We start from the raw sequence: 26182 nt of genomic DNA, 5'->3' as shown, positions 1-26182 counted from the left end.
GGGGGAAGTCGGACGGACGGCCCGGATTGTCGCCGCAGGCACGCCCGGGGCCGCTTGTCGCGCGGCACAACGCGACCTTTGCCCGGCTTTTCCCGCTCAACGACTTCGTCGGAAAGCCGAAACCCAATCATGGCCCACCTCGACGACCTCTTCGGCGCCCCGCTGCACGAGCACCGTGGCGACCGCCAGCACCGCTTCATGGAGTCGGCGGACATCAACATCGTCTTTCGCGAGCTGTTCCGCCCGCTGCAGGCCAACGTGCGCCGAGGCATGACCATCGAGGGCCAGCTGTACGGCATCGAGATGGACCCCTGCATCCCCGGCGAGCTGCTGGGCTCGACCTGGATCGCGCCGGTCGCCGGCACGGCGTCGGACCCGGAGCGCCTGGCCGACAACGGCCTGCGCCGCGCGACGCTGGCCCAGCTGCTGGCCGAGCCGCGGCCGGAGTCGCTGTTCGTCTACGTCTGCGAACGCAAGATCAAGCGCCGCGCGGTGCTCTACGTCGAGCTGGCGTCCGAGGACGGCCAGTACGCCGCCGAGTACCCGATCCGCTCGGCGCGCGGCTGGCACCACCGCGAGCTGGTCGAGGCGCCGTACCGCCGCCTCGGGCCGCTGGCCCTGGCCTGATCAGCGGCCCAAGCCGGCGATCACCGCGCGCGCGACCTCGGCGAAGCCGGCGCCGCGCTCGCCGCGCGTGATCCAGCGCGGCCAGGTGTGCAGCTGCGCGGCGAAACGCCGCAGGTTGGCGACGCCTACCGAACGCTCGAAGGCCCCGAACATCAGCTGGTCGTTGGTCGAGTCGCCGACGTAGACCCAGCGTCCGATCTCGGGCGCCAGCTCGCGCCCGTAGAGCCGGCGCAGCATCCAGTGCGCCGCGCTCAGCTTGGTGTGCGTGCCGATCCAGCCGTTGACGTGGATCGAGCTGACGGTGGCCGTGAGCCCTTCTTCTTGCATCAGGCGCACGACGGCCTGGATCTGCGCCTCGTCCAGCCGCGCGAACTCGGAATGGTCGACGGCGATGTCGGTGACGCGGCCGTCGCTGTCGCGCGCCAGCGTCGCACCCGGCACTTCGCGCAGCACCCGCGCCGCGGCGGCGCGCAGGCGCTCGGCGTTGCGAACGCGTTCGGCCGCGGGCTGGGCGAACTCGATGCGTGCGCCGTCACCGTCGGGGATCAGCGCCGCGCCGCCGTTCTCGGCGACCATCGCGTCCAGCGGCCAGGCGCCCAGCAGCGGCAGGCACCAGCCCAGCGGCCGCCCGGTGATCGCGATCACCGGCACGCCGGCGGCGCGCAGCTCGGCCAGCGCGGCGGCGGCCGGCGGGTCGATCCGGCCCTCGGCGGTCAGCGTGTCGTCGATGTCGGTGAAGAGACCCAGGCTGCCGTGAAGTGCGGCGGGAACGAGGTCGACGGCTTGACTCAAGATAATTGACAGCTCGGCTGGACGGTCGATCATGGGCAGGTCGAAACGTCGCGAGCACGTCTCATGGCCCAGGATTCTGCCGCAAGCCCCCTGCCCTCCAAGCCTGCGCGACGCCCCCGGCGCCCGCGCGCCGTCGCCAGCGGCGACACCGCGCCGACGCTGTCGGCGCCGGCCATCGAGACCAGCGTCGTGCAGCGCGCCGCCGAGCGCCACCAGACCGTCACCGCGATGGCGCTGAAGGACGTGCTGAGCGCGCACGCCAACGGCGACGCCGGCCCCGACGGCGAATGGCTGCGCCAGCTGCAGGCGCTGATCGCCGGCTCGTCGCCCGACGAAGCCAAGGCCCTGCGCCGGCTGCTGTTCACGCGCGAGACCGCCGTCACCGAAGGCGTGGACCCCGACCTCGAGCTGCGCCCCGGCTGGCGCGACGGCGGCTACCCGTACAAGAACCTGATGTCGCGGCGCAGCTACGAGCGCCAGAAGTACCGGCTGCAGGTCGAGCTGCTGAAGCTGCAGGCCTGGGTCAAGGAGACCGGCCAGCGTGTCGTCATCTTGTTCGAGGGCCGCGACGCCGCCGGCAAGGGCGGCACGATCAAACGTTTCATGGAGCACCTGAACCCGCGCGGCGCGCGCGTCGTGGCGCTGGAGAAACCCAGCGACGTCGAACGCGGCCAGTGGTACTTCCAGCGCTACATCCAGCACCTGCCGACGCGCGGCGAGATCGTGCTCTTCGACCGCAGCTGGTACAACCGCGCCGGCGTCGAGCGCGTGATGGGCTTCTGCTCGGACGGCGAGTACGACGAGTTCATGCGCCAGGCGCCCGAGTTCGAGCGCCATCTCGTGCGCAGCGGCGTGCACCTGTTCAAGTTCTGGTTCTCGGTCAGCCGCGACGAGCAGCGCCGCCGCTTCAAGGAGCGCCGCGCCCACCCGCTCAAGCAGTGGAAGCTGTCGCCGATCGACGTCGCCTCGCTGGACAAGTGGGACGACTACACGCGCGCCAAGGAGTCGATGTTCCTGCACACCGACACCTCGGACGCGCCGTGGATCGTCATCAAGTCGGATTGCAAGAAGCGCGCGCGTCTGAACGCGATGCGCTACCTGCTGCACCGGCTGCCGTATTCCAACAAGGACCTGGGCACGCTGGGCACGGTCGACACGCTGCTCGTCGGGCGCGCGGCGATCGCCAGCTTCAGCGCGGAAGAGTTCACGCGCGCCAGCGAGTCCTGAGCCTTGGCGCGGGCCGGCGCGGTATCGCGCGCGGCCGGCCCGTGGCTACAATCGCCCACCTTTTCCGAGGAGCGTTGCAACCTCACCCGCTTGAGGCCAGGCTCGGAAAACCACACCCCCTTGCAACCGCGCTCACCCGCACGACTGTCGTCGTGGGTGGTGGGCGATGCGCTTTTCCTCCCTGACGCCGGCCGCGCGGGTTCCAACCGAACTGGAGCCTCGTGATGACTGCCGTCCTGAAAGCACAGCACCACCCCGACTACGCGATCGCCGACCTGGCACTCGCCGCCTGGGGCCGCAAGGAACTCAACATCGCCGAATGCGAGATGCCCGCGCTGATGGCCATCCGCAGCGAGTACGCCCAGAGCCAGCCGCTCAAGGGCGCACGCATCGCCGGCAGCCTGCACATGACCATCCAGACCGCGGTGCTCGTCGAGACGCTGCAGGCGCTGGGCGCCGAAGTGCGCTGGGCCTCGTGCAACATCTTCTCGACCCAGGACCACGCCGCCGCGGCGCTGGTCGAGCGCGGCACGCCGGTCTTCGCCTACAAGGGCGAGAACCTGACCGACTACTGGGACTACACCCACCGCATCTTCGAGTTCGGCCCGGCCGGCAGCGAGGGCGAAGGCCCGAACATGATCCTCGACGACGGCGGCGACGCGACGCTGCTGATGCACCTGGGCAAACGCGCCGAGAAGGACCTGTCGCTGCTGGACAAGCCGACGAGCGAGGAAGAGACCTGCCTGTTCGCCGCGATCAAGGCCAAGCTCGCCGTCGACCCGACCTGGTACAGCCGCAAGAGCGCCGAGATCATCGGCGTCACCGAAGAGACGACGACCGGCGTGCACCGCTTGAACGAGATGTCCGCCAAGGGCACGCTGCTGTTCCGAGCGATCAACGTCAACGACTCGGTCACGAAGAGCAAGTTCGACAACCTCTACGGCTGCCGCGAGTCGCTGGTCGACGGGATCAAGCGCGCCACCGACGTGATGGTCGCCGGCAAGATCGCCGTCGTCGCCGGCTACGGTGACGTCGGCAAGGGCAGCGCGCAGGCGCTGCGCGCGCTGTCGGCGCAGGTCTGGGTGACCGAGATCGACCCGATCAACGCGCTGCAGGCGGCGATGGAAGGCTACCGAGTCGTGACGATGGACTGGGCCGCCGACAAGGCCGACATCTTCGTCACCGCCACCGGCAACAAGAGCGTCATCACCTTCGACCACATGGCGAAGATGAAGCACAACGCGATCGTCTGCAACATCGGCCACTTCGACAACGAAATCGACGTCGCGTCGCTCGAAGCCAAGTGCCAGTGGGAAGAGATCAAGCCGCAGGTCGACCACGTCATCTTCCCGGACGGCAAGCGCATCATCCTGCTGGCCAAGGGCCGCCTGGTGAACCTGGGCTGCGCCACCGGCCACCCGAGCTACGTGATGTCGAGCTCGTTCGCGAACCAGACGATCGCCCAGATCGAGCTGTTCACGCACAGCGACTACTACGAGGCCGGCAAGGTCTACGTGCTGCCCAAGCACCTGGACGAGAAGGTCGCGCGCCTGCAGCTGAAGACGCTCAACGCCGAGCTGACCGAGCTGACCGAGGAGCAGGCGGCCTACATCGGCGTGCCCAAGCAGGGCCCGTACAAGCCGGACACCTACCGGTACTGAGCCCCGGCACCGCCAGCGGCCCGGCTGAGCCGGGCCGCGGCGGTTGCTTGACGGGCCGCTGTTCCGCCACGGCCCGCTTTTCTCCTGACCGCCTGCGAGTTCGCCCATGAGCACCACGCCCGTCAGCTTCGAGTTCTTCCCGCCGAACACGCCCGTCGGCGCGGACAAGCTGCGCACCGTCGTCCAGGATCTGGCGGCGGTGAAACCCGAGTTCTTCAGCGTCACCTACGGCGCCGGCGGCACGACGCGCGAGCGCACGCTGGAAACCGTCAAGGCCATCGCCGCGATGGGCCACGAGGCCGCGCCGCACCTGTCCTGCGTCGGCAGCACCGAGGCCAACATCGCCGAGATCCTGGCCACCTACCGCCAGCAGGGCATCCGCCGCATCGTCGCGCTGCGCGGCGACCTGCCCAGCGGCACCGCCACCGCCGGCGAGTTCCGCTACGCCAGCGAACTCGTCGAGTTCATCCGCCGCACCCAAGGCGACGACTGGTTCATCGAAGTCGCGGCCTACCCCGAATACCACCCGCAGCAGCGTTACGCGCGCCGCGACCTCGAGCACTTCGCGCACAAGGTGCGCGCCGGCGCCAACTCGGCGATCACGCAGTTCTTCTTCAACCCCGACGCCTATTTCCACTTCGTCGACGAAGTGCACAAGCTCGGCGTGCGCGTGCCCATCGTCCCGGGGATCATGCCGATCCACAACTACGCGCGCATCGCCCAGTTCGCCGCACGCGATGGCATCGAGATCCCGCGCTGGGTGGCGCTGAAGATGGAAGGCTTCATGGACGACGCCGCGTCGGTGCGCGCCTTCGGCGTCGAGGTCGTCACGCGGCTGTGTGAACGGCTGATCGCCGGCGGCGCCCCGGCGCTCCACTTCTACACGCTGAACCAGTCGGCCTTGTCGCTGGAGATCTGCCGCAAACTGGGCTTGGCTCAAGCGGACTGACGTCGGTCAAGAGCAACAACCCGGGACAGCCTGGGGCGTTAGCGGTCTCGAATTTGCGTTAACGCAAATATGAGTGAAATTGATGCGCGCCAAATTGATCTCGGCCATGTGGCCTAGTTCACATCAAGAGAAGAGGAGTCTCTCCATGTTCAAGCGCACCGCGCTCGCGCTCGTCGCCATGATGGCCGGTCTGGCCGCCCCGATGGCCCAGGCCCAGGCTGACGACACCGGCTCGTGGATCGTCCGTGCCCGCGCGCTGTACCTCGACTCCGCCAACAAGGACAGCACCGGCCTCGACCTGAGCGTCAACAACAAGACCTTCCCGGAAGTCGACATCACCTACTTCTGGACGCCGAACCTGGCCACCGAGCTGATCCTGACCTACCCGCAGAAGCACGACCTGAAGGCCGGCGGCGCCAAGATCGGTTCGCTGAAGCACCTGCCGCCGACGCTGACGCTGCAGTACCACTTCACGAACGTGCAGGGCTTCCGTCCCTACCTCGGCGCCGGCGTGAACTACACGCGCTTCTCGAACGTCGACTTCGACCCGGCGGTCGAAACCGCGCTGCATCCCTCGATCGACAAGAACAGCTGGGGCATGGCGCTGAACGCCGGCTTCGACGTCCCGATGGGCGGCGGCTGGCTGTTCAACGTCGACGTGAAGAAGGTCCAGATCCGCACCGACGTGTCCTCCAGCGGCACCAAGGTCGGCACCTTCAAGGTCGACCCGATGCTCTACAGCATCGGCGTCGGCAAGCGCTTCTGATGCTCGAAGCGGCCCGGCACGGCCGGGCCGCGTGTTCCCTGTCCTTTACGTCCTAGCGTTTCCTGGAGGCCGCCCGCGAGGCGGCCTCCGCGTTTCCGGAGCCCACGGCCGACAGCAGGAAGTCCAGCCCGCTGCGGTCGGCGCCGAGCGGCACCGGCGTCAGCGAGACGCCGAGCACCGGGTACGCACCGCAGGCCTCGCCGCTGGAGCAGACGACGCCGTCGTTGTCGTAGTCGCTGCCGGCCAGCACGGTCACCGAGGCGGCGTCCAGCCCGTCGATGCGGTAGCGGTAGACACCGCCCGAGGCCCGCAGCATCGCCTGCTTCAGCACCTTGTCGCCCGTGGCGTCGTAGACCAGCACGTAGATCGGCCCGATGTCCGGCGTGCTCGTCGCATCCAGCTTCTGGATGCTCAGCGGCAGGGTCAGCGTGCGCCGGCTCGTCATCACCGTGATCTGCGGCGTGTAGACGCCGGCCGCCAGGCCGCTGCGATCGACCGTGACGCGGTAGCGCCCCAGGCCGGCGGCGTCGACCGCGACCGGCGCGACGCTCACCGCGGCGCTGTCGTCGCCGACGGCGCCGACGGTCTCGTCGGTCGGCGCGGTGACGCGCAGCGTGAACTCCAGGCTGCTCGTCGTGGTGCCGAAGTCCAGCGCCGAAGGCTGGGCCTCGACGACACCCTGGATCCCGGGCGCCCAACCGCCGTTCTTCAGCGCGATCGCCGCACGCACCGCCTTGGCCGCGTCGACGATGCCCCAGCCGTACTGGCTGTCGTGGCCGGTGGCGCCGGCGTCGTCGGAGAGCTCGCCGGCCTGCAGCAGCGCGTCCACCTGCTCGGGCGTGATCGCCGGGTGCACCCAGCGCATCAGCGCGAGCACCGCGGCGACGTGCGGCGTCGCCATCGAGCTGCCCTGGTACTGGCCGTAGGTCGGCGTGCGCACGCCGCCGGCATCGAAGGTCGCCAGCGTGCTGTAGATGCCGTCGGGCAGACCGCTGCCGGTGGTCGCCACGCGCATGTCGCCGCCAGGGGCGGCCAGCGCGAGCTCGTCGCCGCCGTTGGCGTAGTAGGCGACGCCGCGCTGCGCGTCGGTGGCCGTCACCGCCAGCACGCCGGCGCAGTTGGCCGGGTAGTCGACCGCGGCGACACGGCCGCTGTCGCGGTCGGACTCGTTGCCGGCGGCGGCGACGATCATCGTGCCCTGGGCGCGCACCTGGGCGATCAGCGTCGCGCTGGCGCTGTCGCAGGCCACGCCGCTCGCGCCCAGGCTGAGGTTGGCGACGTCGGCCCGCCGCGCCGGCACGCTGGCCGAGTCGTTGGCCAGGCCGGCGGCGTAGCGCAGGCCTTGAAGGATGTCGTAGAACGTGCCCTCGCCGCCCTTGCCGAGCACGCGGATCGGCATCACCTGGGCCATCGGCGCGACGCCGGCGACGCCGGTGCCGTTGTAGGTGGCCGCGGCGACGGTGCCGGCGACGTGCGTGCCGTGGAACGAGGGCTGCGAGTCGGCCGCGCGGAAGTCGTCGGGGTCGGCGTCGAGGCCGTTGCCGTCGCCGGCCGACGCGGCGTCCTGGACGAAGTCGTAGCCGGCGGTGATCTGGCCGGCAAGGTCGGGATGGTCGGCGACGATGCCGGTGTCCAGCACCGCGACGATCGGCCGCTGGCTCGGCTGCGGGCTCAAGGCGACCAGCGCATCCATCGCCGCCGGCAGCGCGATCTGCTCGTAGTGCCAGCGCTGCAGCGCGTAACGCGGGTCGTCGGGCGGGAAGCTGCCGACCAGCGCCGTCGCGTGCAGCGGGCGGTTGACGGTGACGTAGTCGAAGGCGCCGCTGGCGGCCAGGCGTTTGGCGTACTGCAGCGTCTCGACCTGCAGCCGCGAATCCGGCGACAGCCGGTCCATCCACGCCGGCCGGCGGGCGGCGCGCAGCGTCGCCTCGTCGGCACCGGCCAGCGCCAGCAGGCCGCGGCGGCGCGACTTCTCGTCATCGGCCAGCGCCATCAGCCCGAGCCGCCCGGGCGCGACACGGCCCTTGAGCAGCGACAGCGGCTGCGCCGACACCAGCGCGCCGGCGGCGCGCACGCGGCCGCTGCCTTCGGCCAGCCCGGCGATCAGCTGGCCCGGCACCAGGCGCCGCGCCGCAACCGAGCTCGTCGCGTTGGCGCAGCTGCCGCCGGCACCGGCCGCGGCGATGCGCAGGTTGTAGAGCGACGCGCCGTCGTAGGCCTCGACCTGCACGACGTATTCACCGGGCTCGGTGACGCGCACGCACTCCGACAGCGAGCTTCCGGTCGACGAGCCGACGAGCACGTCGGCGTCGCCGACGCGGCGATAGACGTAGAGGTCGAGGTCGTTGGCCGCGGTATCGGCGGTGAAGTCCAGCTGCAGCGTCTGGCCGGCGGCCAGCGTCACGCGGAAGAAGTCGCTCGGGTCGCCGGCGGCATGGCTGGCGCCGTCCGCGCCCGCCCGAGGCACGTTGACGGTGCCCATCACCTGGCTGGTCGCGGCGATCGGCTGGGCCTGCGCCGAGTCGTCGTTGGCGATGCGCGTCTGGTTCGGGTCGTTGGTGTCGCTGTCGACGACGAGGTTGGCCGACACCGACAGCGTGCCGGAGACGCTGTAGCCGGCCGCGCTGTCGTCGCCACCACCGCCGCCTCCGCCCCCGCAGGCGGCCAGCACCGTCAGCGCCGCGAGCAGCGCGGCCCTTCGCACCAGAGGCAGCGCTGGGCTGCGATGTTCATGAGCCATCGTGACCTCCCGTGACGCCGGCACGGCGAGGGCGATGATAGGCAGGCCGGCCGAGCGGCCGGTAACTTCAGATGTCCGGGTGCTGCCAGTGCACGCCGTCTTCGGTCAGCACGACGTCCAGCGGCACGTCGTGCGCCTCGGCCTCGAGCCAGGGGACGAAGCCGTGCGCGTAGCCGACGCCCACCGTCAGCGGCCGCGGCTGCAGCGTCGCCAGCGTGCGGTCGTAGAAGCCGCCGCCGTAGCCCAGGCGCACGCCGCCGGGGCCGAAACCGACGCAGGGCACGAGCAGCAGCCCGGGCTCGAACTGCTCGGTGTCCTTGGGCTTGGGGATGCCGTAGGCGTCTTCTTCCATCGGGCAGCCGGGATACCAGACGTGGAACCGCAGCTGCTTGGTCTCGCGGTCCATCACCGGCAGGCCGATGCGGCGGTCGGGTTCGGCTTCGCTCCAGCGGAACAGCGCCGGCAAGGCGTCGAACTCGCCCTTGATCGGCCAGTAGGCGCCGATCGTGTTCTCGGTGCGGCCGATCAGCCAGACGCGCAGCACCTCCTGCAGGTGCACCGAACGCTGGTGGCGGTCGACGAGCGACTGCCGTTCGGCCTGAAGCTGGCGCCTCAGCGTCTTCTTGTCGCGGGAGGGCTGCAGCGGCAGCGGGAACGGCAGGTTCATGGATCGGATTGTGACGCTTGCGGCGCCGCCGCAGGGGCCTAGACTGGCGCCGTCATGCGCGAGGACCCGTTTGCACAACACTGCCGCGAACTGCTGGCGCCGCTGGGCGCGGTGCGCGTGCGCCGCATGTTCGGCGGCCACGGTTTCGACATCGACGGACTGTTCGTCGCGCTGATCCTGGACGAGCAGCTCTATCTGAAGACCTGCGCTGCGACCGAGCCCGATTTCGAGGCCGCCGGCGGCGAGCCGTTTCGATACCAGCGCGCCGGCAAGCCGATGCGGCTGGGCTTCTGGACCCCGCCGGCCGAGGCGCTGGACGCGCCCGAGGCGATGCGGCCCTGGGCGCAGCGGGCGCTGCAGGCCGCACTCGCCGCGCGGGCCCCCAAGCCGAGGGCGCCGCGCCGGCGCTGATCAGGCGGCGTGCGCCGCGCCCCAGGGCGCGTGCCAGCGGCCCGGGCGGGCCGGCGTGCGCGCCGGCGTCCTGCACGGCGCTTCCAGCAGTTCGACCTGGGCCGACGGCCAGCCTTCGATGACCCATTCGCTGCCGCAGGGCAGTTCGAGGCGTTCTCCGGCCTGCAGCCAGACGTCCTCACCGTAGGGGCCGGAGCCGCTGCGCGTCAGCCAGACGCGGCCTTCGGAGACGACCAGCCAACGCGGCTGGTTGGCGGCCGGGACACGCATCGCCGTGGCCGGACCGACGGCCCATTCCCAGGGCGCGCTCTGATGCGAATTGCTCATGGCGGTTTGCGACATCTCAGGCTCCACGATCGACTGCTTGGAAGGTATTCTCGGCAGCGGACGGGGCCGGGTCCAATCAAAAATCCGCGCGACATTGATAACCTAAACGCATGAATCTTCGACGCCAACGCCCGCTGTCGATCGGCCCGCTGCGCGCTTTCGAGGCGGTCGCGCGCCGTCTGGGCTTTCGTGCCGCGGCCGACGAGCTGCATCTGACGCAGCCGGCGGTCAGCCGCCAGATCCGCTCGCTGGAGGACGAAATCGGCCTGCCGCTGTTCCTGCGCGGCACGCGCCACGTCGAACTCACCGGTGCCGGCGAGGCCTTGCTGCGCACCGTGGCGCCGCTGCTCGACCGGCTCGACGCCACCGTGCACCAGATCCGCAGCGCCCAGGGCCGCCGCCAGGTCAACCTGACGACCTGGCCCTCGTTCGCGTCGATGTGGCTGCTGCCGCGGCTGCAGCAGTTCCAGCGCGAGCAGCCGGGCATCGACATCCGCGTCTCGGCCCAGGACGCGATCGCCGACCTCGACGACCCCGAGCTCGACCTGGCGCTGCGCTACTGCCACCCCGACAACGCGCCGCCGGGCTCGACGCTGATGTTCGGCGAGGTCGTCACGCCGGTCGCCAGCCCCGGCCTCGGGCCGCTCACCAAGCCCGAGGACCTGGCGCAGATGACGCTGCTCGAGGAGGACTCGCAGCTGCCCAGCGTCGAGTACCTGAGCTGGCGCCACTGGCTGGGCGCCAAGGGCGTGCCCGGCCTGGAGCCGCGCGGCTGGCTCTACCTGAACTACACCTACCAGCAGATCCAGGCGGCGACCGCTGGCCAGGGCGTCGCGCTGGCCCGGCTGGCGCTGGTGCGCGAGTCGCTCGAGCGCGGCGAGCTGGTCGAACCCTTCGGCCCCGCGGGCCGGCTGCGCTCGCCTTTCGCCTACTGGCTGGTGCGCTGGCCGGCGCGGCGCGAACGTCCCGAACTGGCCGCTTTCGAGGCCTGGGTGCTCGAGCAGGCGCAGGCCACACGCGCCGGCCTGGACGCCCATGCCGCCTCGTCCTGATCGCGCCTGACACGGACGGATACTCGTGATCCGCTAGATTCCCCCTTATGAACGCCCTGCAACGCATCACCCGCCGGGCACCGCTGCGCCCGCTCGCGGCAGCCACGCTGGCTTTCGCGCTCGCCCTGCCCGCCGCCCAGGCGCAGACCGGCGACGACCTCGTGCTCGACGCCCGCGCCGCCGCGCAGAAGGGCGACCGCGCCAAGCTGTCGGCGCTGCGCACCGCAGCGCTCTTCGCGTCGCATCCGCTGGCGCCCTGGGTCGACTACTGGGAGCTGTCGGGCCGGCTGCGCGACGCCGACGTCGCCGAGGTCGAGGCCTTCTACCGCCGCTGGAGCGGCCAGTACGTCGAGGACCGGCTGCGCAACGACTGGCTGCTGGAACTGGGCAAGCGCCGCGACTGGGCCAGCTTCGCCCGCGACGTGCCGCGTTTTCGCATGAACGACGATCGCGAGGTGACCTGCTACAGCCGCCTCGTCGAGCATCAGGCCGGGCGCGACGTGCGTCAGGCGGCGCTGGAAGCCTGGTACGCCCAGCGCGACGCCGACGACGGCTGCGCGCTGCTGGCGCAATCGATGTTCGCCGCCGGCCGCTTCAACGTCGACGACGTCTGGCAGCAGGCCAGGCTGTCCTTCGAGCTCGAACGCCAGAACTCGGCGCGCGGCCAGCGTTCGCTGCGCGCCGCGGTGCAGCTGCTGGGGCCCGAGATCGCGCGCGCCGTCGACGACGCGGTCGCCAACCCGGCGCGCACGCTGGCCAAGCCCGACACGCCGCCCTCGGTGGCGCAGATGGCGATGCTCAAGCTCGCCTCCAACGACCCGGCCGGCGCCGCCGCGCAGCTCGCCGCCGGCGGCTGGGAGCAGCGCCTGGGCCGGCGCGACGCCGCCTTCGCCTGGGCCTTCGCCGGCAAGTGGGCCGCGGTGCTGCAGCAGCCGCAGGCGCTGGACTACTACCGTCGCGCCTGGACGCTGGCCGGCAGCGCCGCCACCGGCTGGAGCGACGACACCCTGGCCTGGGGCGTGCGCGCTGCGCTGCGCGCCGGCGAGCAACCCGACCGCTGGACGCTGGTGGCGCGTGCGATCGACACGATGAGCCCGGCCGAACGTGCCGACCCGGCCTGGGTCTACTGGCGCGCGCGGGCGATGGCCGCCGGCGCCGCGGCCGGGGCCGCCGGCGACGCCGAACGTGCCGCTTCGCGCGCGATGCTGCAGTCCATCGCCGGCCAGATGCACTTCTACGGCCAGCTCGCCGCCGAGGACCTGGGCCTGCCCTTCGTGCTGCCGGCGCCGCCGCGCACGCTGCAGCCGGCCGAACGCGAGGCCGCGCGCAGCAACCCCGGTTTCGCACGCGCGCTGCAGCTGATCGCGCTGGGCCTGCGCAGCGAAGGCCAGCGCGAATGGAACTTCTCGCTGCGCGGCCTGGCCGAACGCGACCTGCTGGCCGCCGCGCAGATGGCCTGCGAACGCGAGGTCTGGGACCGCTGCATCTTCACCAGCGATCGCAGCAAGACCGAGATCGACGTCGCCCAGCGTTTCCCGACGCCGCACCGCGCCGAGCTGACGCAGACCGCGCGCCGCGTCGGCCTGGACCCGGCCTACGTCTACGGCCTGATCCGCCAGGAGTCGCGCTTCATCACCGTCGCCCAGTCGGGCGCCGGCGCCAGCGGGCTGATGCAGGTGATGCCGGGCACGGCGCGCATCGTCGCGCGCCGCATCGGCCTGGACTACAAGCCGGCGATGCTGCACGACCCCGAGACCAACCTGCTGCTGGGCACCAGCTACCTGAAGATGGTGCTCGACAACTTCGCCGGCTCGCAGCCGATGGCCACCGCCGGCTACAACGCCGGACCCAACCGCCCGCGCCGCTGGCGCGACGCGCCGACCGTCGAGCCCGCCGCCTGGATCGAGGCGATCCCGATCGGCGAGACGCGCGACTACGTGAAGAAGGTGCTGTCCAACGCCGTCTACTATGCGGCCGTGCTGGGCAGCACCCCGCCTTCGCTGAAAGCCCGGCTGGGCGCGCCGATCGGCCCGGCCGATGCGAGTGCTCCTCCCGTCGATCGTGACCTCCCCTGAACCATGAAGAACGTTCTCGTCCTCGGTGGTACCGGCTTCGTCGGCCGCTCGCTCGTCGAGCGGCTGGTCGAGCGCAACGGCGGCGGCGGTGGCCGCGTCATCGTGCCGACACGCCGCATCTCGCACGGCACCGCGCTGCGCTCGCTGCCCACCGTCGAGCTCGTCGAAGCCGACGTGCACGACGAGCGCACGCTCGCGCGCCTGGTCGGCCAGGCCGACGCCGTCATCAACCTGATCGCCGTCCTGCACGGCAGCCGCGCGCAGTTCCAGCGCGTGCACGTCGAGCTGCCGCGGCGCCTGGCGCACGTCTGCGCCGCGGCCGGCGGCCGCCGTGTCGTGCACGTCAGCGCGCTGGGCGTCGGTGCCGGCGGGCCGTCGAACTATCTGCGCAGCAAGACCGAAGGCGAAGCCGCACTGCAGTCGCCCGGCGTGGCACTGACGATCGTGCGGCCCTCGCTGATCTTCGGCACCGAGGACCGCGTGCTCAACGTCTTCGCCGAGCTGCAGGCCGCGGCGCCCTTCGTGCCGCTGCCCGGCGGCGACGCGAAGATGCAGCCGGTGTGGATCGAGGACGTCACGACGGCCATCGTGCGCTGCCTGGACGACAACACGACGATCGGCCAGGTCTACGAACTCGCCGGGCCCAAGGTCTACACGCTGTCGGAGATCGTGCGCCTGGCCGGCCGCTGGTCGGGCCACGAGCGCAGGCAGATCCCGCTGCCCGATGCCGTCGGCCGGCTGCAGGCGATGCTGATGGAGGCGATGCCGGGCACGCCGCTGATGTCGCGCGACAACCTGGACTCGATGCGTGTGCCCAACGTCGCCAGTGGCAAGCTGCCCGGGCTGCATGCGCTGGGCATCGAGCCGACCGCGATGGAGGCCGTGGCGCCCGGCTACCTGGGCGGCGCCTTCGGGCGCGCGCGCTACGACCGCTGGCGCGGACACGCCCGCCGCGGCTGAGCGCCGCGATCGAAAGGAACCCGCGATGGCCCTGCAACTGGTGATCGGCAACAAGAACTACTCGTCGTGGTCGATGCGGCCCTGGGTGCTGATGCGCCAGCTCGGCATCGAGTTCCAGGAACGCAAGCTGCGTTTCGACTTCGCCGAAGGCTCCGACTTCCGCCGCCAGGTCGCCGCGGTCAGCCCGGCCGGGCTGGTGCCGGTGCTGCTGGACGAAGGCTTCGCGGTCTGGGACACGCTGGCGATCGCCGAGTACCTGGCCGAACGTTTCCCGCAGGCCGGCGTCTGGCCGGCCGACGCGAAGCAGCGCGCCCGCGCGCGCAGCCTGTGCGCCGAGATGCACGGCGGCTTCGGCGCTCTGCGCCAGCACTGCGCGATGAACATCGAGGCCGCGCTGCCCGACGTCGGCCAGAAGCTCTGGGCCGAGCAGCCGGCACTGCGCCGCAACGTCGCGCGGCTGGAATCGATGTGGGCCGAGGCGCTGGACGCCAGCGGCGGCCCCTTCCTGTTCGGCGAGTTCGGCGCCGCCGACGCCTTCTACGCGCCGGTCTGCACACGCATCGTGAGCTACGCGCTGCCGGTGTCCGACGCGACGCGCGCCTACGTGCGGCGGGTGCTCGCGGCGCCCGGCGTCGCGGCCTGGATCGCCGACGCGCTGGCCGAGGCCGACTACATCGCCGACGAGGAACCGTACCGCAGCGCGCGATGAACGGCCGTTTCTACGTCGTCGGCGGCGCGGTGCGCGACGCGCTGCTGGGCCTGCCGGCGAGCGACCGCGACTGGGTCGTGGTCGGCAGCACGCCCGAAGAACTGGTCGCCGCGGGCTTTCGCCCCGTCGGCCGCGACTTCCCGGTCTTCCTGCACCCCGAAACCGGCGAAGAGGTCGCGCTGGCGCGCACCGAGCGCAAGTCGGCGCCGGGTTACCGCGGCTTCACGATCCACGCCGACCCGTCGGTGACGCTGGAAGAGGATCTGCTGCGCCGCGACCTGACGATCAACGCCATCGCGCGCGCCGAAGACGGCACGCTGGTCGACCCGCACGGCGGCCAGCGCGACCTGCAGGCGCGTGTCTTCCGCCACGTCTCCGACGCCTTCGTCGAGGACCCGGTGCGCCTGCTGCGCCTGGCGCGGCTGGCAGCGCGTTTCACCGACTTCAGCGTCGCGCCCGAGACCGAGGCGCTGCTCGAACGCCTGGTCGCCGACGGCGAGGTCGACGCGCTGGTGCCCGAACGTGTCTGGCAGGAGCTGTCGCGCGGGCTGATGGAAGCGCGGCCGAGCCGCATGTTCGAGATCCTGCGCCGATGCGGCGCGCTGGCGCGGCTGCTGCCCGAACTCGACCGGCTCTGGGGCGTGCCGCAGCCGCCCGAGCACCACCCCGAGGTCGATTGCGGCGTGCACGCGATGCTGGTGCTGGACATGGCAGCGCGGCTGCAGACGCCGCTCACCGTGCGCTGGGCCTGCCTGATGCACGACCTGGGCAAGGGCACGACGCCGGCCGAGGTTCTGCCGCGCCACCTGGGCCACGAAGGCCGCAGCGCGGTGCTGGCGCAGGCCGTGGCCGAACGCTGGCGCGTGCCCAACCCCTGCCGCGAACTGGCTGACCTGGTCGCGCGCGAGCACGGCAACATCCACCGCAGCAACGAGTTCGGCGCCGCCGCCGTCGTGCGCCTGCTCGAACGCTGCGACGCCTTCCGCCGCCCCGAACGTTTTGCCGAGGCGCTGCTGGCCTGCGAGTGCGACGCACGCGGCCGCACCGGCCACGAGGACCGGCCCTACCCGCCGCGCGAACGCCTCGCGGCGCTGCTGGAGGCCGCGCGCGGCATCGACACCGCCGCGGTGGCCGCCGCGGCCGCCGCCCGCGGCGCCAAGGGACCGCAGATCGCCGCCGCGATCCAGATGGCGCGCGCCGACGCCGTCGGCGCCGTGCTGTAGCGGCTCAGACGACCAGCGAGATCAGCCCGGCGATCAGGCTCAGCACCAGCGAGCTGGTGATCGGCACGAACCAGTCGCGCCCGCCGACACGAAAGCGCAGGTCGCCCGGCAGCCGGCCCAGCCCGAGCTTGGAGAACCAGTGCTGCAGGCCGTTGAAGATCAGGCAGGCGACGATGAAGACCAGCAGCCAGCGCATCGCGGCTACAGCGTGTGGGTGCGGTCGCCGGCCGTGAAACCCAGCGGCACGAACCCCGGCAATCCTCGCGCGAACCCGATCACCTTGAACAGTTCGCCCATCTCGTGCTCGGTGATCAGCTTCTGGGCGTTGGCGATGGTCTTCAGGTCGGCGCCCTCGAGCAGGTCGAGCAAGCCGCAGTTGGCGAGGAACCGCGCCTGCGAGGTGTAACCGACGACGTCCAGCCCGGCGTCCTGGCCGGCCAGCGCGACGGCCGTGAAGTCGACGTGCGCGGTGATGTCCTTCTCGCCGACCTCGACCAGCGGGTCGGTGTCGGCGCGGTGCGCACGGTGGCACATCAGCGTGCCGCCGCGGCGCTGCGGGTGGTAGTACTCGCGCTCGGGGAAACCGTAGTCGGCGAAGAAGGCCGCGCCGCGCACCAGGCGCGCCGCCAGCGTCGCGACGAAGGCCGAGGCCTGCCGCGGCAGCTCGACGGTGGTGCCGGGCAGGAAACCGGCGTCGACCGGCGGCCGCAGCCCGGTCGGCCGGTCGGCCCAGGCGAAACGCCCGCCGTCGGCGACGACGCCGCGTTCGTGCCAGCGCTCGCCGTCCCAGTGCAGCAGCTGCACCGGCATCGCGTCGAGCACCTCGTTGCCGACGACCACGCCTTCGATCGCCTCGGGCAGCGTGTCGTGCCAGGACACGCGCGGCGCGAACGGCGCCAGGCGCTCGGCCTGGCGCGCGCGCAGCGTGCCCGACAGGTCGACGACGTGGTAGCGCGTATCCGGCGGCAGCGCGGCGAGCAGCTGCGCCGCGAAGGCGCCGCTGCCGGCGCCGAACTCCCAGACCTCGTGCGCGCCGGCCGCGGCCAGCGCCTGCGCCACCTGGCGCGCGAAGGCGGCGCCGAATAGCGGCGACAGCTCCGGCGCCGTGACGAAATCACTGCCCGAGGCCGGCATCGCACCGAACACCGGGGCGCCCCGGGTGTAGTAGCCCAGCCCCGGCTCGTACAGTGCCGCGGCCATGAAGCGGTCGAAGGGCCACCAGCCGCCGTCCGCGCGCAGGCGCGCGCCGATGCGCGCCGATAAACTGTCGGGTTCGCCTGTGGTCACGCGGGCATTGTAGGAAGCATGGGAACAGCTCAGCTCGGAGCCCACGTCGGCAGCGCAGACGCCGCGGGCGGCAGCCGTCCGGTAGCGCTCGTCACCGGCGCCGCGCGGCGCATCGGCCGCGCCATCGCGCTCGAACTCGCCGCCCACGGCTGGGACGTGGCGGTGCACCACCGCGACTCGGCCGCCGACGCCGAAGCCGCGGTGCGCGCGCTGGCCTCGGTTGGCGCACGCGGCCAGGCCTTCGCCGCCGATCTCGCCGTCGAGGCCGAGTGCGAAGCGCTGCTGCCGGCGGTGCAGGCGGCGTTCGGCCGCGTCGACGCCGTCGTCAACAACGCCTCGCTGTTCGAGTACGACACCGTCGAGGACTTCGGCTACGCGGCGATGGAGCGCGCCTGGCGCGCCAACGTCGCGCCGGCCGTCGTGCTGGCGCGCGCGCTGGCACGCGCCGGCGGCGGCGTCGTCGTCAACCTGCTCGACCAGAAGCTCTGGAACCCGAACCCCGACCATCTCTCGTACACGCTGGCCAAGGCCGCGCTGCGCGAGGCGACGACGCTGCTCGCCCAGGCGCTGGCGCCGGCGGTGCGTGTCTGCGGCGTCGCGCCCGGCGTCACGCTGCCTTCGGGCGACATGGACGCCACCGAGTTCGCCGAGGCGCACACGATGACGCCGCTCGGCCGTTCCTCCACGCCCGCCGACATCGCGCGCGCGGTGCGTTTCGTCCTCGAATCGCCGGCCATCACCGGCACCACGATCCTCGTCGACGGGGGCCAGCATCTGCAGGCCCAGGCGCGCGACGTGCTGTTCCTCGCCCGCCAAGGCTGACCCCACCATGCAGAGCCTCCCCTTCTCCGCCACGCTGCGCGACTGCCGGCGCCTGTTCCTGCGCGAGCACGAGATCCACGTCAACATCGGCGTGCACGACTTCGAGAAGCAGGGCGAGCAGCGCATCGTCATCAACGTCGACCTCTGGGTGCCGCTGGCGATCTCGACGCCACGCGAGGACCGGCTCGACGAGGTGCTGGACTACGACTTCATCCGCCGCACCGTCGCCGAGCGCGTCGCGCGCGGCCACATCCACCTGCAGGAAACGCTGGCCGACGACCTGCTGCGCGCGCTTATGGCGCACCCGATGGTGCGCGCGGCGCGCGTCTCCACCGAGAAGCCCGACGTCTACCCCGACTGCGCCGCGGTCGGCGTCGAGGTCTTCGGCTGCAAGGAATGAACACGACGATGGACACGATCACCACCGACGCCGCGGCGGCGAAGAAGGCCGCCTTCGAAGCCAACAAGCTGTCCAAGCGCCTGCACCGCCAGGTCGGCCAGGCCATCGGCGACTTCAACATGATCGAGGCCGGCGACCGCGTGATGGTCTGCATGTCCGGCGGCAAGGACAGCCACGCGCTGCTGGACATCCTGCTGTCGATGCGCCAGCGCGCGCCGATCGACTTCTCGATCGTCGCCGTCAACCTCGACCAGAAGCAGCCCGGCTTCCCGGCCGAGGTGCTGCCGGCCTACCTGAAGAGCCGCGGCGTCGAGTTCCGCATCGAGGAGCAGGACACCTACTCGATCGTCAAGCGCCTGGTACCCGAAGGCCAGACGATGTGCAGCCTGTGCTCGCGGCTGCGCCGCGGCGTGCTGTACCGCGTCGCCAGCGAGATCGGCGCGACCAAGATCGCGCTCGGCCACCACCGCGACGACATGGTCGTCACGCTGCTGATGAACATGTTCTTTGGCAGCCGGATGAAAGGTATGCCGCCCAAACTGGTCAGCGACGACGGCCGCCACGTGGTCATCCGGCCGCTGGCCTACGTCGCCGAGACCGACCTGGAGCGCTGGGCCGAACACCGCGCGTTCCCGATCATCCCCTGCTCGCTGTGCGGCAACCAGGAGAACCTGCAGCGCGTTCAGACCAAGAAGATGATCCGCGAATGGGAACGCCAGTACCCGGGGCGGATCGACAACATGTTCACCGCGATGGGCAACATCGTTCCTTCGCACATGATGGATCGCAAGCTCTATCCTTTCGAGACGCTGCGCGCCACCGGCGTGGCCGACGCGGACGGCGACAAGGCCTTCGACGAAGAGCCTTGCGCGCCGCCGCCGCCGACCCCGGGCGCGCTGCGCATCGCCCCGGACTCCGAGGACACGCCATGAAGACCTGGATCGGCGCCGCGGCCGTCGCCGCCGCCGCCCTGCTCGCCGGCTGCGCCGGCCTGAACAACGTCACCGCCGACGTCTCCAGCTACGGCTCCTGGCCCGCCGAACGCGCGCCCGGCACCTACGCCTTCGACCGCCTGCCCTCGCAGCAGGCGCGCGCTGCCGAGACCGAGCGCCTGGAGCTCGCCGCCCGCCCGGCGCTGGAGAAGGCCGGCTTCACGCCGGCCGCCGCCGGCCAGTCGCCCGACGTGCTGGTGCAGGTGGGCGCCCGCGTCACGCGCGCCGAGCAGATCGTCTGGGACGACCCGATGTGGTGGCGCGGCGGCTGGGGCTACTGGCGCCATTCGCCGTGGTACGGCCCGGGCCCGTACTGGGGCCCCGGCTACATGGACCGCGTCGCGCGCTACGAAGGCGAGGTCGCCCTGCTGCTGCGCGACCGCGCCAGCGGCCAGCCGCTGTTCGAGGCTCGCGCCAGCCTGGACAGCAACCGCGGCCTGGACGACCCGACGCTGGCGGCGATGTTCGCCGCCGCGCTGCTGGACTTCCCGAAGACCGGCGTCAACCCGCACCGCGTCGTCGTGCCGCTGGCACCCGACGCACGCTGAGCCCTCAGGGCGACACCGCCGCTGGCGCCGGCGCGCCCGCGTCGGCGGCCAGCGAGCGCAGGTCGCGCTCCCAGCCGGCCAGGCGATCACGCGCCCGCTCGCGCTGCGCCGCCGTCGTCGCGTTGTGCACGCGCGCGGCGAAGCCGCAGTTGTAGGCGTCCAGCTTCGCCTGGAACTCGCGATAAGCCGGATCGGCCGATCGTTCCGAACGCGAGGCCAGCGTGCGCAGCGCGGCCAGCGTCGTGTCGGCATCGGCACGTTCGACGACCAGCCGGCGCAGCGTCTGCACCACCTCGCGCTGGCGCCGGTCGCGCTCGGCGACCCAGGCCTCCGCGTCCCACGGCGACGCGGCGACGCCCTCGGCGACGACGCGGCGCTGGGCGGCGTCGAGCCGGCCGTAGAGCTCCTCGAAACGTTCAACCGCGCGCTCCACCGAGGCTTTGCGGCGCTCGGCGGGGTCGGGCTGCAGGTACTCCTCGCGCATCTCGGCGAGGCGCTTGGCGTAGCGCTGCTCCAGGTGGCGCAGCTGCGGCTCGCCGAGGCCGGCGACCAGCGGCGTCGCCTCGCGCAGCGCGCGGTCGACGGCCGCCGCCGGCGCGTCGCGCAGGCGATCGGTCCAGCGGCAGACGGCCTCGGGCGTCGTGGCCTGCGGCATCGCGGCGCCGGCTTCCTGCAGCAGCGCGGCGTAGCGCGGTAGCTCGTTGGCGCGGTGCCAGGCGAACCAGCGTGCGATCGCCGCGTGCACCGCCGGCGCCTGGCGCGAGTCGAAGTCCATGTAGCCGTCGAGCCACCACCACACGAGTCGGGGGCCGTTGTCGTAGCCCAGGCGCAGCGCGCTGCAGCCGGCGAGCACCAGGGCGGCCGCGATAATCATCGCTTTCAACAAGGACCGTCTCATGGCATTGAACGTCGTCGTGATGGCCGCGGGCAAAGGCACGCGGATGAAGTCGGCGCGGGCGAAGGTGCTGCACCGGCTCGGCGGTCGCAGCCTATTGCAGCATGTCCTGGATGCCGCCGCCCCGCTGGGGGCGATGCGCACCGTCGTCGTCACCGGCCACGGCGCCGAGCAGGTCGAAGCCGCGGTGGCGGCGAGCGGCGCGGTCTTCGTGCGCCAGCAGCCGCAGCTGGGCACCGGCCACGCCGTGCAGCAGACGGTGCCGGCGCTGGACGACGCCGCCGACACCACGCTGATCCTCAACGGCGACGTGCCGCTGATCCGCCCCGAGACCGCCGCGGCGCTGGCCGCGGCCTGCGGCGGCGAACGCCTGGCGCTGCTGACCGTCGAACTCGCCGACCCCAGCGGCTACGGCCGCATCGTGCGCGACGCCGCGGGCGCGGTGACAGCGATCGTCGAGCACAAGGACGCCAGCGACGCGCAGCGCACGATCCGCGAGGTCTACACCGGCATGATGGCCGCGCCGACGGCGCTGCTCAAACGCTGGGTGATGGCGCTGAAGGACGACAACGCCCAGCGCGAGTACTACCTGACCGACATCGTCGGCATGGCGGTCGCCGAAGGCGTGGCGGTGGTCGCCGCGGCGGCCTCGGGCGAGACCGAGGTGCTGGGCGTCAACAGCCCGGCGCAGCTCGCCGACCTTGAGCGCCGCCTGCAGCGCCAGCGCGCCGAGGCGCTGATGACCGCCGGCGTGCGCCTGGCCGACCCGGCACGTTTCGACCAGCGCGGCACGCTCGAATGCGGCCAGGACGTCGAGATCGACGTCAACTGCGTCTTCGAAGGCCGCGTCGTGCTCGGCGACGGCGTCTCGATCGGCGCCAACTGCGTCATCCGCGACGCCGAGATCGGCGCCGGCGCGGTGCTGCACCCGTTCACCCACGTCGAAGGCGCCACGGTCGGGGCTGGCGCGCTGGTCGGCCCGTTCGCGCGGCTGCGTCCGGGCGCCGAGCTCGGCCGCGAGGTGCACATCGGCAATTTCGTCGAGGTGAAGAACTCGCGGCTGGCCGACGGTGCCAAGGCCAACCACCTGGCCTACCTCGGCGACGCGACGGTCGGCCCGCGCGTCAACTACGGCGCCGGCAGCATCACCGCCAACTACGACGGCGCCAACAAGCACCGCACGGTGATCGGCGCCGATGCGCACATCGGCTCGAACTGCGTGCTCGTCGCCCCGGTGACGATCGGCGACGGCGCCACCATCGGCGCCGGCTCGACGATCGGCAAGGATGCGCCGGCCGGCCAGCTGACGGTGGCACGCGCGCGCCAGGCCAGCCTGCCGGGCTGGCAGCGGCCGAAGAAGGCGCCCAAGGCCTGAGCCCGGCGGGCAAGCCGATTGCCCTCTTCCCGCCTGCCTCGCGGCCGACGCCGCGAGGCAGGCGGCGAACGACCGCCGTCAGGAGGGCCCGCTGGACACCGCCGCCACCGACGCGCTGCAGCTGCAGCGCCTGCTGTTCGAGCAGTCGCCCGATGCGATGGCGCTGTGTGCGGACGACGGCCGCGTGCTGCTGTGGAACCCCGGCGCCGAGGCGCTCTTCGGCTACACCGCCGACGAGGCGCTCGGCCGGCGCTGGGACGAGCTCGTCGTGCCGCCGGGTGCGGCCCGCGAGGAGCAGGGGCGGCGCGAGCGCGCCCGCGACGGCAACGTCACCGCGCGTGCCGTGTTGCGCCGGCGCCAGGACGGCACGCTGCTGCACGCCGACAGCGCGCTGCGCGCCGTCTTCAGCAGCGACCGCAGGCTGCAGGGCTACGCGATCTGCGAGCGCGACGTCACCGCGCTGACGATCTCGCGCGACACGCGGCTCGTCGAGGAGCGTTTCCGCGACCTGCTGGAGTCGGTGCCCGACGCGATGGTCAACGAGATCGGCCGCATCGTGCTCTTCAACGGCCAGTGCGAGCGCCTGTTCGGCTTCGTGCGCGCGGAGATCGTCGGCCAGCCGATCGAGACGCTGCTGCCGGCGCGCTTCCACGCCGCCCACGTCGCGCACCGGCTGCGCTTTCTCGAGCGGCCGGCGGTGCGCCAGATGGGCGCCGGGCTGGCGCTCTTCGGCCGCCGCCGCGACGGCGCCGAGTTCCCGGTGCAGATCAGCCTGAGCCCGCTGGCCGTCGGCGACGTGCACTACGTGATGAGCGCGATCCGCGACATCTCCGCCGAGAAGCGCTTCGAGCAGGCGCTGCAGGAGAAGAACATCGAGCTGACCGTCGCCAATCAGGCCAAGGACCGCTTCCTGGCGACGATGAGCCACGAGCTGCGCACGCCGCTGAACGCGATCATCGGCTTCTCGGGGCTGCTGCTGATGCAGCGCGCCGGGGAGCTCAACGACGAGCAGCGGCGCCAGCTGGCCATCGTGCGGCAGAGCGGCGAGCAGCTGCTGGCGCTGATCGAGCAGCTGCTGGCGCTGGCGCAGCTGCAGTCCGGCGCGGCGCCGCCGGCACCCGAGCCGCTGGACCTGGCGGCGCTGCTGCGCGTCATGGTGCCGCGCCTGGCGCCGCTGGCCGAGCACGCCGGCTGCATGCTGGCGACGGCCCTGCCGGCCACTGCGGCACCGATCGAGGCCGACCGGCCGAGCGTGGAACGCCTGGTGCGCACGCTGGCCGCGCAGGCGCTGCGCGAAGGCAGCGGTGCCGAACTGGTGCTGGCGGTGCGCCTGGTCGACGCCGAGGTCCAGCTGGCCCTGGGCCGCGGCAGCGAGCTCGACGCGCCGCCCGCCCCTTGCGGCGGCGCGCGCCCCGACGGCAGCGGGCTGGCGCACGAACTCGCGGCGCGGCTGGCCGAACGCGCCGGCGCGCGCCTGGCCTGCCGCCGCGGCGGCCCGGGCAGCGCGCTCTACACGCTCAGCTGGCCAGCTTCCTGAGCCGGGACGCAGGAGGCCGGAAGGCCTGCTGCGCCAGACTCAGGCCCGAGCGCGATTTCACGCGCGAGGGCTGAGGCCGGCGCCCGCGCGTTCGGCCACCGCCGCCGCCAGACAGAGGTCGTCCCAGGCGCGCGCCTTGTCGGGCAGGTTGCGCAGCAGGTAAGCCGGGTGGTAGGTGACGACCAGCGGCACGCCCTGGTAGCGGTGCACGCGGCCGCGCAGCTTGCCGATCGGCTCGCTGCTGCGCAGCAGCGCCTGGACCGCGAAACGGCCCATCGCGAGGATGATGCGCGGCTTCACCAGCTCGATCTGGCGCACCAGGAATGGCTCGCAGCGCTGCAGCTCCTCGGGTGCCGGATTGCGGTTGCGCGGCGGGCGGCACTTCAGCGTGTTGGCGATGTAGACGCGCTGCGCCGGCTCGCCTTCGGCCTCGCGCGACATCGACAGCGCACGCAGCATCGCGTCGAGCAGTTGCCCGGCCGGACCGACGAAGGGCTCGCCGCGCAGGTCTTCCTGCTCGCCGGGCGCCTCGCCGACGATCATCCAGTGCGCCTGCGGGTGGCCGACGCCGAACACGGTCTGCGTGCGGCTCTGCGACAGCGCGCAAGCCGTGCAGCCGGCGACGGCCTCGCGCAACGGCTGCCAGTCCAGGCCCGAGACGGCGCCGAGCTCGACGACGGCCGGCGGCGGTGGCGGCGACGCCTGGGACGGCCGCGCGGCCGGGCGCGGCTCGGGGCGCAGCGGTGGGGTGACGGGCGCGGGCGGAGCGACTTCGACGACCGGCGCCGGCGTCACCTCGACAGCCTCTTCCGCCGGCGCCTTGGCGACCGGCGGCTGCCACAGCCGCACGCCGATCGCGCGCAGCATCGCGACCTGGCGGTCAGACCACATCGCCGGCCTCCTGCGGCACGCGCCGGTTCATCACGATCGCGTCCTCGCGGCCTTGCGCCGCCGGGTAATAACCGCGCCGGCGCCCGACCGGCGCGAAGCCGCGGCGAAGGTAGACCGAGATCGCACGTTCGTTGCTCGCGCGCACCTCCAGCCAGACGATGGGCAGCGCCAGCGTGCGGCAGCGTGCATCGAGCTCGTCGAGCAGCCGCCGCCCCAGGCCGCGACGCTGCAGCGCCGGCGCGACGGTGACGTTGAGCAGATGCATCTCGTCGACGCCGACCATCGCGACGTAATAGCCGACGAGGGCACCGGCATCCTCCAGCACCCAGGCCTCGTAACCCGCGGCCAGCGAGTCGACGAAGTTGCCGCGGGTCCACGGGAACTCGTAGGCCGTGGCCTCGACGGCGACGACGGCGTCGACGTCGCCCAGCGTCATCGCGCGCAGCGTGGCGACACTCACCGACCAGCCTCCGCGGCGTCCTTCGCGGCACGCACCGCCTCGCGTTCGCGCGTCGTCAGCGCGACCTTGTCGCGCAGGTACAGCGGCAGCGCCAGCGCCGCGTCGACGCCCTGGCCGGCGGCCCAGGCGGCGCGCGCCAGACGCAGCAGCGCGGCCGGGCGGTCGTGTTCGCGGGCCACGCCGGGGCGGCCGGGCGCAAGGCCCAGGCGCTCGCCGAACGCGGCGAGCGCGCTGCCGGCCACCGCGCCGCGGCTGCCGGCGGTCATCGCGGCGAAAGCCTCCAGCGTGTACAGCGCCGGCGCGACGACTTCGTTCCAGCGCCCGTCGGCCCAGCGCCAGCGTGCGGCGTAGACCTCGTCCATGCGCGCGTCCATCGCGACGTCGACCTCGAACTCGGCGGCGTCGGGCGCGAGCTGGACGCGGGCGTCCTCGGCGACGATCAGCAGGCTGTCGACCGGCAGCACCGGGCAGCCGATGCCGAACGCCAGGCCCTGGGCCACGGCGCAGCTCGTGCGCAAGCCGGTGAACGCGCCCGGCCCCCGGCCGAAGGCGACGGCGTCGACGTCGGCCAGCACCAGGCCGGCGCGCGCGAGCAGCGCCTGCACGGTGGGCAGCAAGGCGGCGGACGCGAGCGCGCCGCCGGCTTCGTCGGCAGTCCAGGCGCCGTGCGGCGCCGCGAGCGCGACGGCCATGCGTTCGGTGGAGGTGTCGAAGGCGAGCAGACGCGCCGCCTCGGGGCTCGCCACGGCGGCGGCGCCGGGCGGGAGGGACGGATCGGGCATCGGCCGA

27 protein-coding genes and 1 riboswitch are annotated in these 26182 nt (G+C 72.3%); of the genes, 17 read left to right on the top strand and 10 right to left on the bottom strand.

Annotated features, from left to right (window positions below):
• The first annotated feature begins 129 nt into the window (after positions 1–129).
• On the top strand, positions 130–627 hold the full coding sequence (locus RGE_RS02480; protein WP_014426723.1) for a hypothetical protein: 498 nt from the start codon (positions 130–132) through the stop codon (positions 625–627).
• On the opposite strand, the gene RGE_RS02475 is transcribed toward RGE_RS02480, so the two are convergent.
• Entirely contained in the window at positions 628–1452 is an 825-nt protein-coding gene (locus RGE_RS02475; protein ID WP_014426722.1) for an HAD-IIB family hydrolase, read from the bottom strand. It abuts the gene before it with no gap.
• A gap of 30 nt (positions 1453–1482) precedes the next feature.
• On the opposite strand from RGE_RS02475, the gene ppk2 reads away from it, so the two are divergent.
• The 4 genes from ppk2 (at position 1483) to RGE_RS02455 (ending at position 6022) form a co-directional block, all read left to right on the top strand.
• A complete protein-coding gene (ppk2, locus tag RGE_RS02470) occupies positions 1483–2646 on the top strand; it encodes a polyphosphate kinase 2 (RefSeq protein WP_043783742.1) in 1164 nt (387 codons plus the stop codon).
• Positions 2647–2706: 60 nt separating this feature from the next.
• Positions 2707–2787, top strand: a riboswitch (S-adenosyl-L-homocysteine riboswitch).
• Between the two features lie 83 nt (positions 2788–2870).
• Positions 2871–4307: an adenosylhomocysteinase gene (ahcY, locus tag RGE_RS02465; protein ID WP_014426720.1), complete on the top strand. Its 1437-nt coding sequence runs from the start codon at positions 2871–2873 to the stop codon at positions 4305–4307.
• A gap of 106 nt (positions 4308–4413) precedes the next feature.
• Entirely contained in the window at positions 4414–5256 is an 843-nt protein-coding gene (gene metF / locus RGE_RS02460) for a methylenetetrahydrofolate reductase [NAD(P)H] (RefSeq protein ID WP_014426719.1), read from the top strand.
• Between the two features lie 145 nt (positions 5257–5401).
• The gene (locus RGE_RS02455) at positions 5402–6022 is read left to right on the top strand and encodes an OmpW/AlkL family protein (RefSeq protein WP_014426718.1); all 621 of its coding nucleotides are present in this window, start codon (positions 5402–5404) and stop codon (positions 6020–6022) included.
• Positions 6023–6074: 52 nt separating this feature from the next.
• Here RGE_RS02455 and RGE_RS02450 read toward each other — a convergent pair whose 3' ends face one another.
• Entirely contained in the window at positions 6075–8762 is a 2688-nt protein-coding gene (locus RGE_RS02450) for a S8 family serine peptidase (RefSeq protein ID WP_052310957.1), read from the bottom strand.
• 67 nt (positions 8763–8829) lie between these two features.
• A complete protein-coding gene (locus RGE_RS02445; RefSeq protein ID WP_014426716.1) occupies positions 8830–9429 on the bottom strand; it encodes a 5-formyltetrahydrofolate cyclo-ligase in 600 nt (199 codons plus the stop codon).
• A gap of 54 nt (positions 9430–9483) precedes the next feature.
• Between RGE_RS02445 and RGE_RS02440 the strand changes: the two genes are divergently transcribed.
• The gene (locus tag RGE_RS02440; RefSeq protein ID WP_014426715.1) at positions 9484–9840 is read left to right on the top strand and encodes a TfoX/Sxy family protein; all 357 of its coding nucleotides are present in this window, start codon (positions 9484–9486) and stop codon (positions 9838–9840) included.
• Here the strand turns inward: RGE_RS02440 and RGE_RS02435 are convergent, their stop codons facing one another.
• Positions 9841–10167: a DUF2917 domain-containing protein gene (locus tag RGE_RS02435; protein WP_232504975.1), complete on the bottom strand. Its 327-nt coding sequence runs from the start codon at positions 10165–10167 to the stop codon at positions 9841–9843.
• A gap of 110 nt (positions 10168–10277) precedes the next feature.
• Here RGE_RS02435 and RGE_RS02430 point away from each other — a divergent pair, with 110 nt between their 5' ends.
• From RGE_RS02430 to RGE_RS02410, 5 genes are read left to right on the top strand one after another with little or no spacing between them, the layout of a single operon-like run.
• Positions 10278–11219: a LysR substrate-binding domain-containing protein gene (locus RGE_RS02430; protein WP_014426713.1), complete on the top strand. Its 942-nt coding sequence runs from the start codon at positions 10278–10280 to the stop codon at positions 11217–11219.
• A 47-nt stretch (positions 11220–11266) separates the two neighbouring features.
• Entirely contained in the window at positions 11267–13294 is a 2028-nt protein-coding gene (locus tag RGE_RS02425) for a lytic transglycosylase domain-containing protein (RefSeq protein ID WP_014426712.1), read from the top strand.
• Positions 13295–13297: 3 nt separating this feature from the next.
• Positions 13298–14254 (top strand): complex I NDUFA9 subunit family protein, encoded by a 957-nt coding sequence (locus RGE_RS02420; protein WP_014426711.1) that lies wholly within the window; start codon positions 13298–13300, stop codon positions 14252–14254.
• A 25-nt stretch (positions 14255–14279) separates the two neighbouring features.
• Positions 14280–14963, top strand: a complete 684-nt coding sequence (locus RGE_RS02415) for a glutathione S-transferase family protein (RefSeq protein WP_014426710.1) — start codon at positions 14280–14282, stop codon at positions 14961–14963.
• Positions 14960–16186: a multifunctional CCA addition/repair protein gene (locus tag RGE_RS02410; protein ID WP_014426709.1), complete on the top strand. Its 1227-nt coding sequence runs from the start codon at positions 14960–14962 to the stop codon at positions 16184–16186. Before RGE_RS02415 ends, RGE_RS02410 begins: the two co-directional genes overlap by 4 nt.
• 4 nt (positions 16187–16190) lie before the next feature.
• On the opposite strand, the gene RGE_RS02405 is transcribed toward RGE_RS02410, so the two are convergent.
• Together RGE_RS02405 and RGE_RS02400 are read right to left on the bottom strand one after the other, a co-directional pair.
• The gene (locus RGE_RS02405) at positions 16191–16382 is read right to left on the bottom strand and encodes a DUF2905 domain-containing protein (RefSeq protein ID WP_014426708.1); all 192 of its coding nucleotides are present in this window, start codon (positions 16380–16382) and stop codon (positions 16191–16193) included.
• A gap of 5 nt (positions 16383–16387) precedes the next feature.
• Positions 16388–17473, bottom strand: coding sequence for a class I SAM-dependent methyltransferase (locus RGE_RS02400; protein ID WP_014426707.1), 1086 nt, complete (start codon positions 17471–17473; stop codon positions 16388–16390).
• Positions 17474–17491: 18 nt separating this feature from the next.
• On the opposite strand from RGE_RS02400, the gene RGE_RS02395 reads away from it, so the two are divergent.
• The 4 genes from RGE_RS02395 to RGE_RS02380 are packed head-to-tail and all read left to right on the top strand — an operon-like array spanning position 17492 to position 20235.
• Positions 17492–18295 carry an SDR family oxidoreductase gene (locus RGE_RS02395; RefSeq protein WP_014426706.1) on the top strand — a complete coding sequence of 268 codons (804 nt, stop codon included), beginning with the start codon at positions 17492–17494 and terminating at the stop codon, positions 18293–18295.
• Positions 18296–18302: 7 nt separating this feature from the next.
• Positions 18303–18695 carry a dihydroneopterin aldolase gene (locus tag RGE_RS02390; protein WP_014426705.1) on the top strand — a complete coding sequence of 131 codons (393 nt, stop codon included), beginning with the start codon at positions 18303–18305 and terminating at the stop codon, positions 18693–18695.
• Positions 18692–19627, top strand: coding sequence for a tRNA 2-thiocytidine(32) synthetase TtcA (gene ttcA, locus RGE_RS02385; protein ID WP_014426704.1), 936 nt, complete (start codon positions 18692–18694; stop codon positions 19625–19627). Before RGE_RS02390 ends, ttcA begins: the two co-directional genes overlap by 4 nt.
• Positions 19624–20235: a DUF4136 domain-containing protein gene (locus RGE_RS02380; protein ID WP_014426703.1), complete on the top strand. Its 612-nt coding sequence runs from the start codon at positions 19624–19626 to the stop codon at positions 20233–20235. Before ttcA ends, RGE_RS02380 begins: the two co-directional genes overlap by 4 nt.
• A gap of 4 nt (positions 20236–20239) precedes the next feature.
• Here the strand turns inward: RGE_RS02380 and RGE_RS02375 are convergent, their stop codons facing one another.
• Entirely contained in the window at positions 20240–21109 is an 870-nt protein-coding gene (locus RGE_RS02375) for a DUF6279 family lipoprotein (RefSeq protein WP_014426702.1), read from the bottom strand.
• 22 nt (positions 21110–21131) lie between these two features.
• Between RGE_RS02375 and glmU the strand changes: the two genes are divergently transcribed.
• A complete protein-coding gene (glmU, locus tag RGE_RS02370; protein ID WP_014426701.1) occupies positions 21132–22505 on the top strand; it encodes a bifunctional UDP-N-acetylglucosamine diphosphorylase/glucosamine-1-phosphate N-acetyltransferase GlmU in 1374 nt (457 codons plus the stop codon).
• A 91-nt stretch (positions 22506–22596) separates the two neighbouring features.
• The gene (locus tag RGE_RS02365) at positions 22597–24042 is read left to right on the top strand and encodes a sensor histidine kinase (protein WP_310732399.1); all 1446 of its coding nucleotides are present in this window, start codon (positions 22597–22599) and stop codon (positions 24040–24042) included.
• A 57-nt stretch (positions 24043–24099) separates the two neighbouring features.
• Here RGE_RS02365 and RGE_RS02360 read toward each other — a convergent pair whose 3' ends face one another.
• Genes RGE_RS02360 through tsaB form a run of 3 tightly spaced genes read right to left on the bottom strand, consistent with a single transcriptional unit; the run spans position 24100 to position 26175 of the window.
• Entirely contained in the window at positions 24100–24933 is an 834-nt protein-coding gene (locus RGE_RS02360; protein WP_014426699.1) for a uracil-DNA glycosylase, read from the bottom strand.
• On the bottom strand, positions 24923–25393 hold the full coding sequence (gene rimI / locus RGE_RS02355) for a ribosomal protein S18-alanine N-acetyltransferase (protein ID WP_014426698.1): 471 nt from the start codon (positions 25391–25393) through the stop codon (positions 24923–24925). Before rimI ends, RGE_RS02360 begins: the two co-directional genes overlap by 11 nt.
• Positions 25390–26175, bottom strand: coding sequence for a tRNA (adenosine(37)-N6)-threonylcarbamoyltransferase complex dimerization subunit type 1 TsaB (gene tsaB, locus RGE_RS02350; RefSeq protein ID WP_014426697.1), 786 nt, complete (start codon positions 26173–26175; stop codon positions 25390–25392). The genes rimI and tsaB overlap by 4 nt, the downstream gene beginning before the upstream one ends.
• Between the last annotated feature and the right edge of the window lie 7 nt (positions 26176–26182).

Source organism: Rubrivivax gelatinosus IL144 (genome assembly GCF_000284255.1).
Classification (GTDB): Bacteria; Pseudomonadota; Gammaproteobacteria; order Burkholderiales; family Burkholderiaceae_C; genus Rubrivivax; species Rubrivivax gelatinosus_A.
Note: the sequence above shows the minus strand (reverse complement) of the source record. Positions and strands in the feature narration are given on the sequence as shown.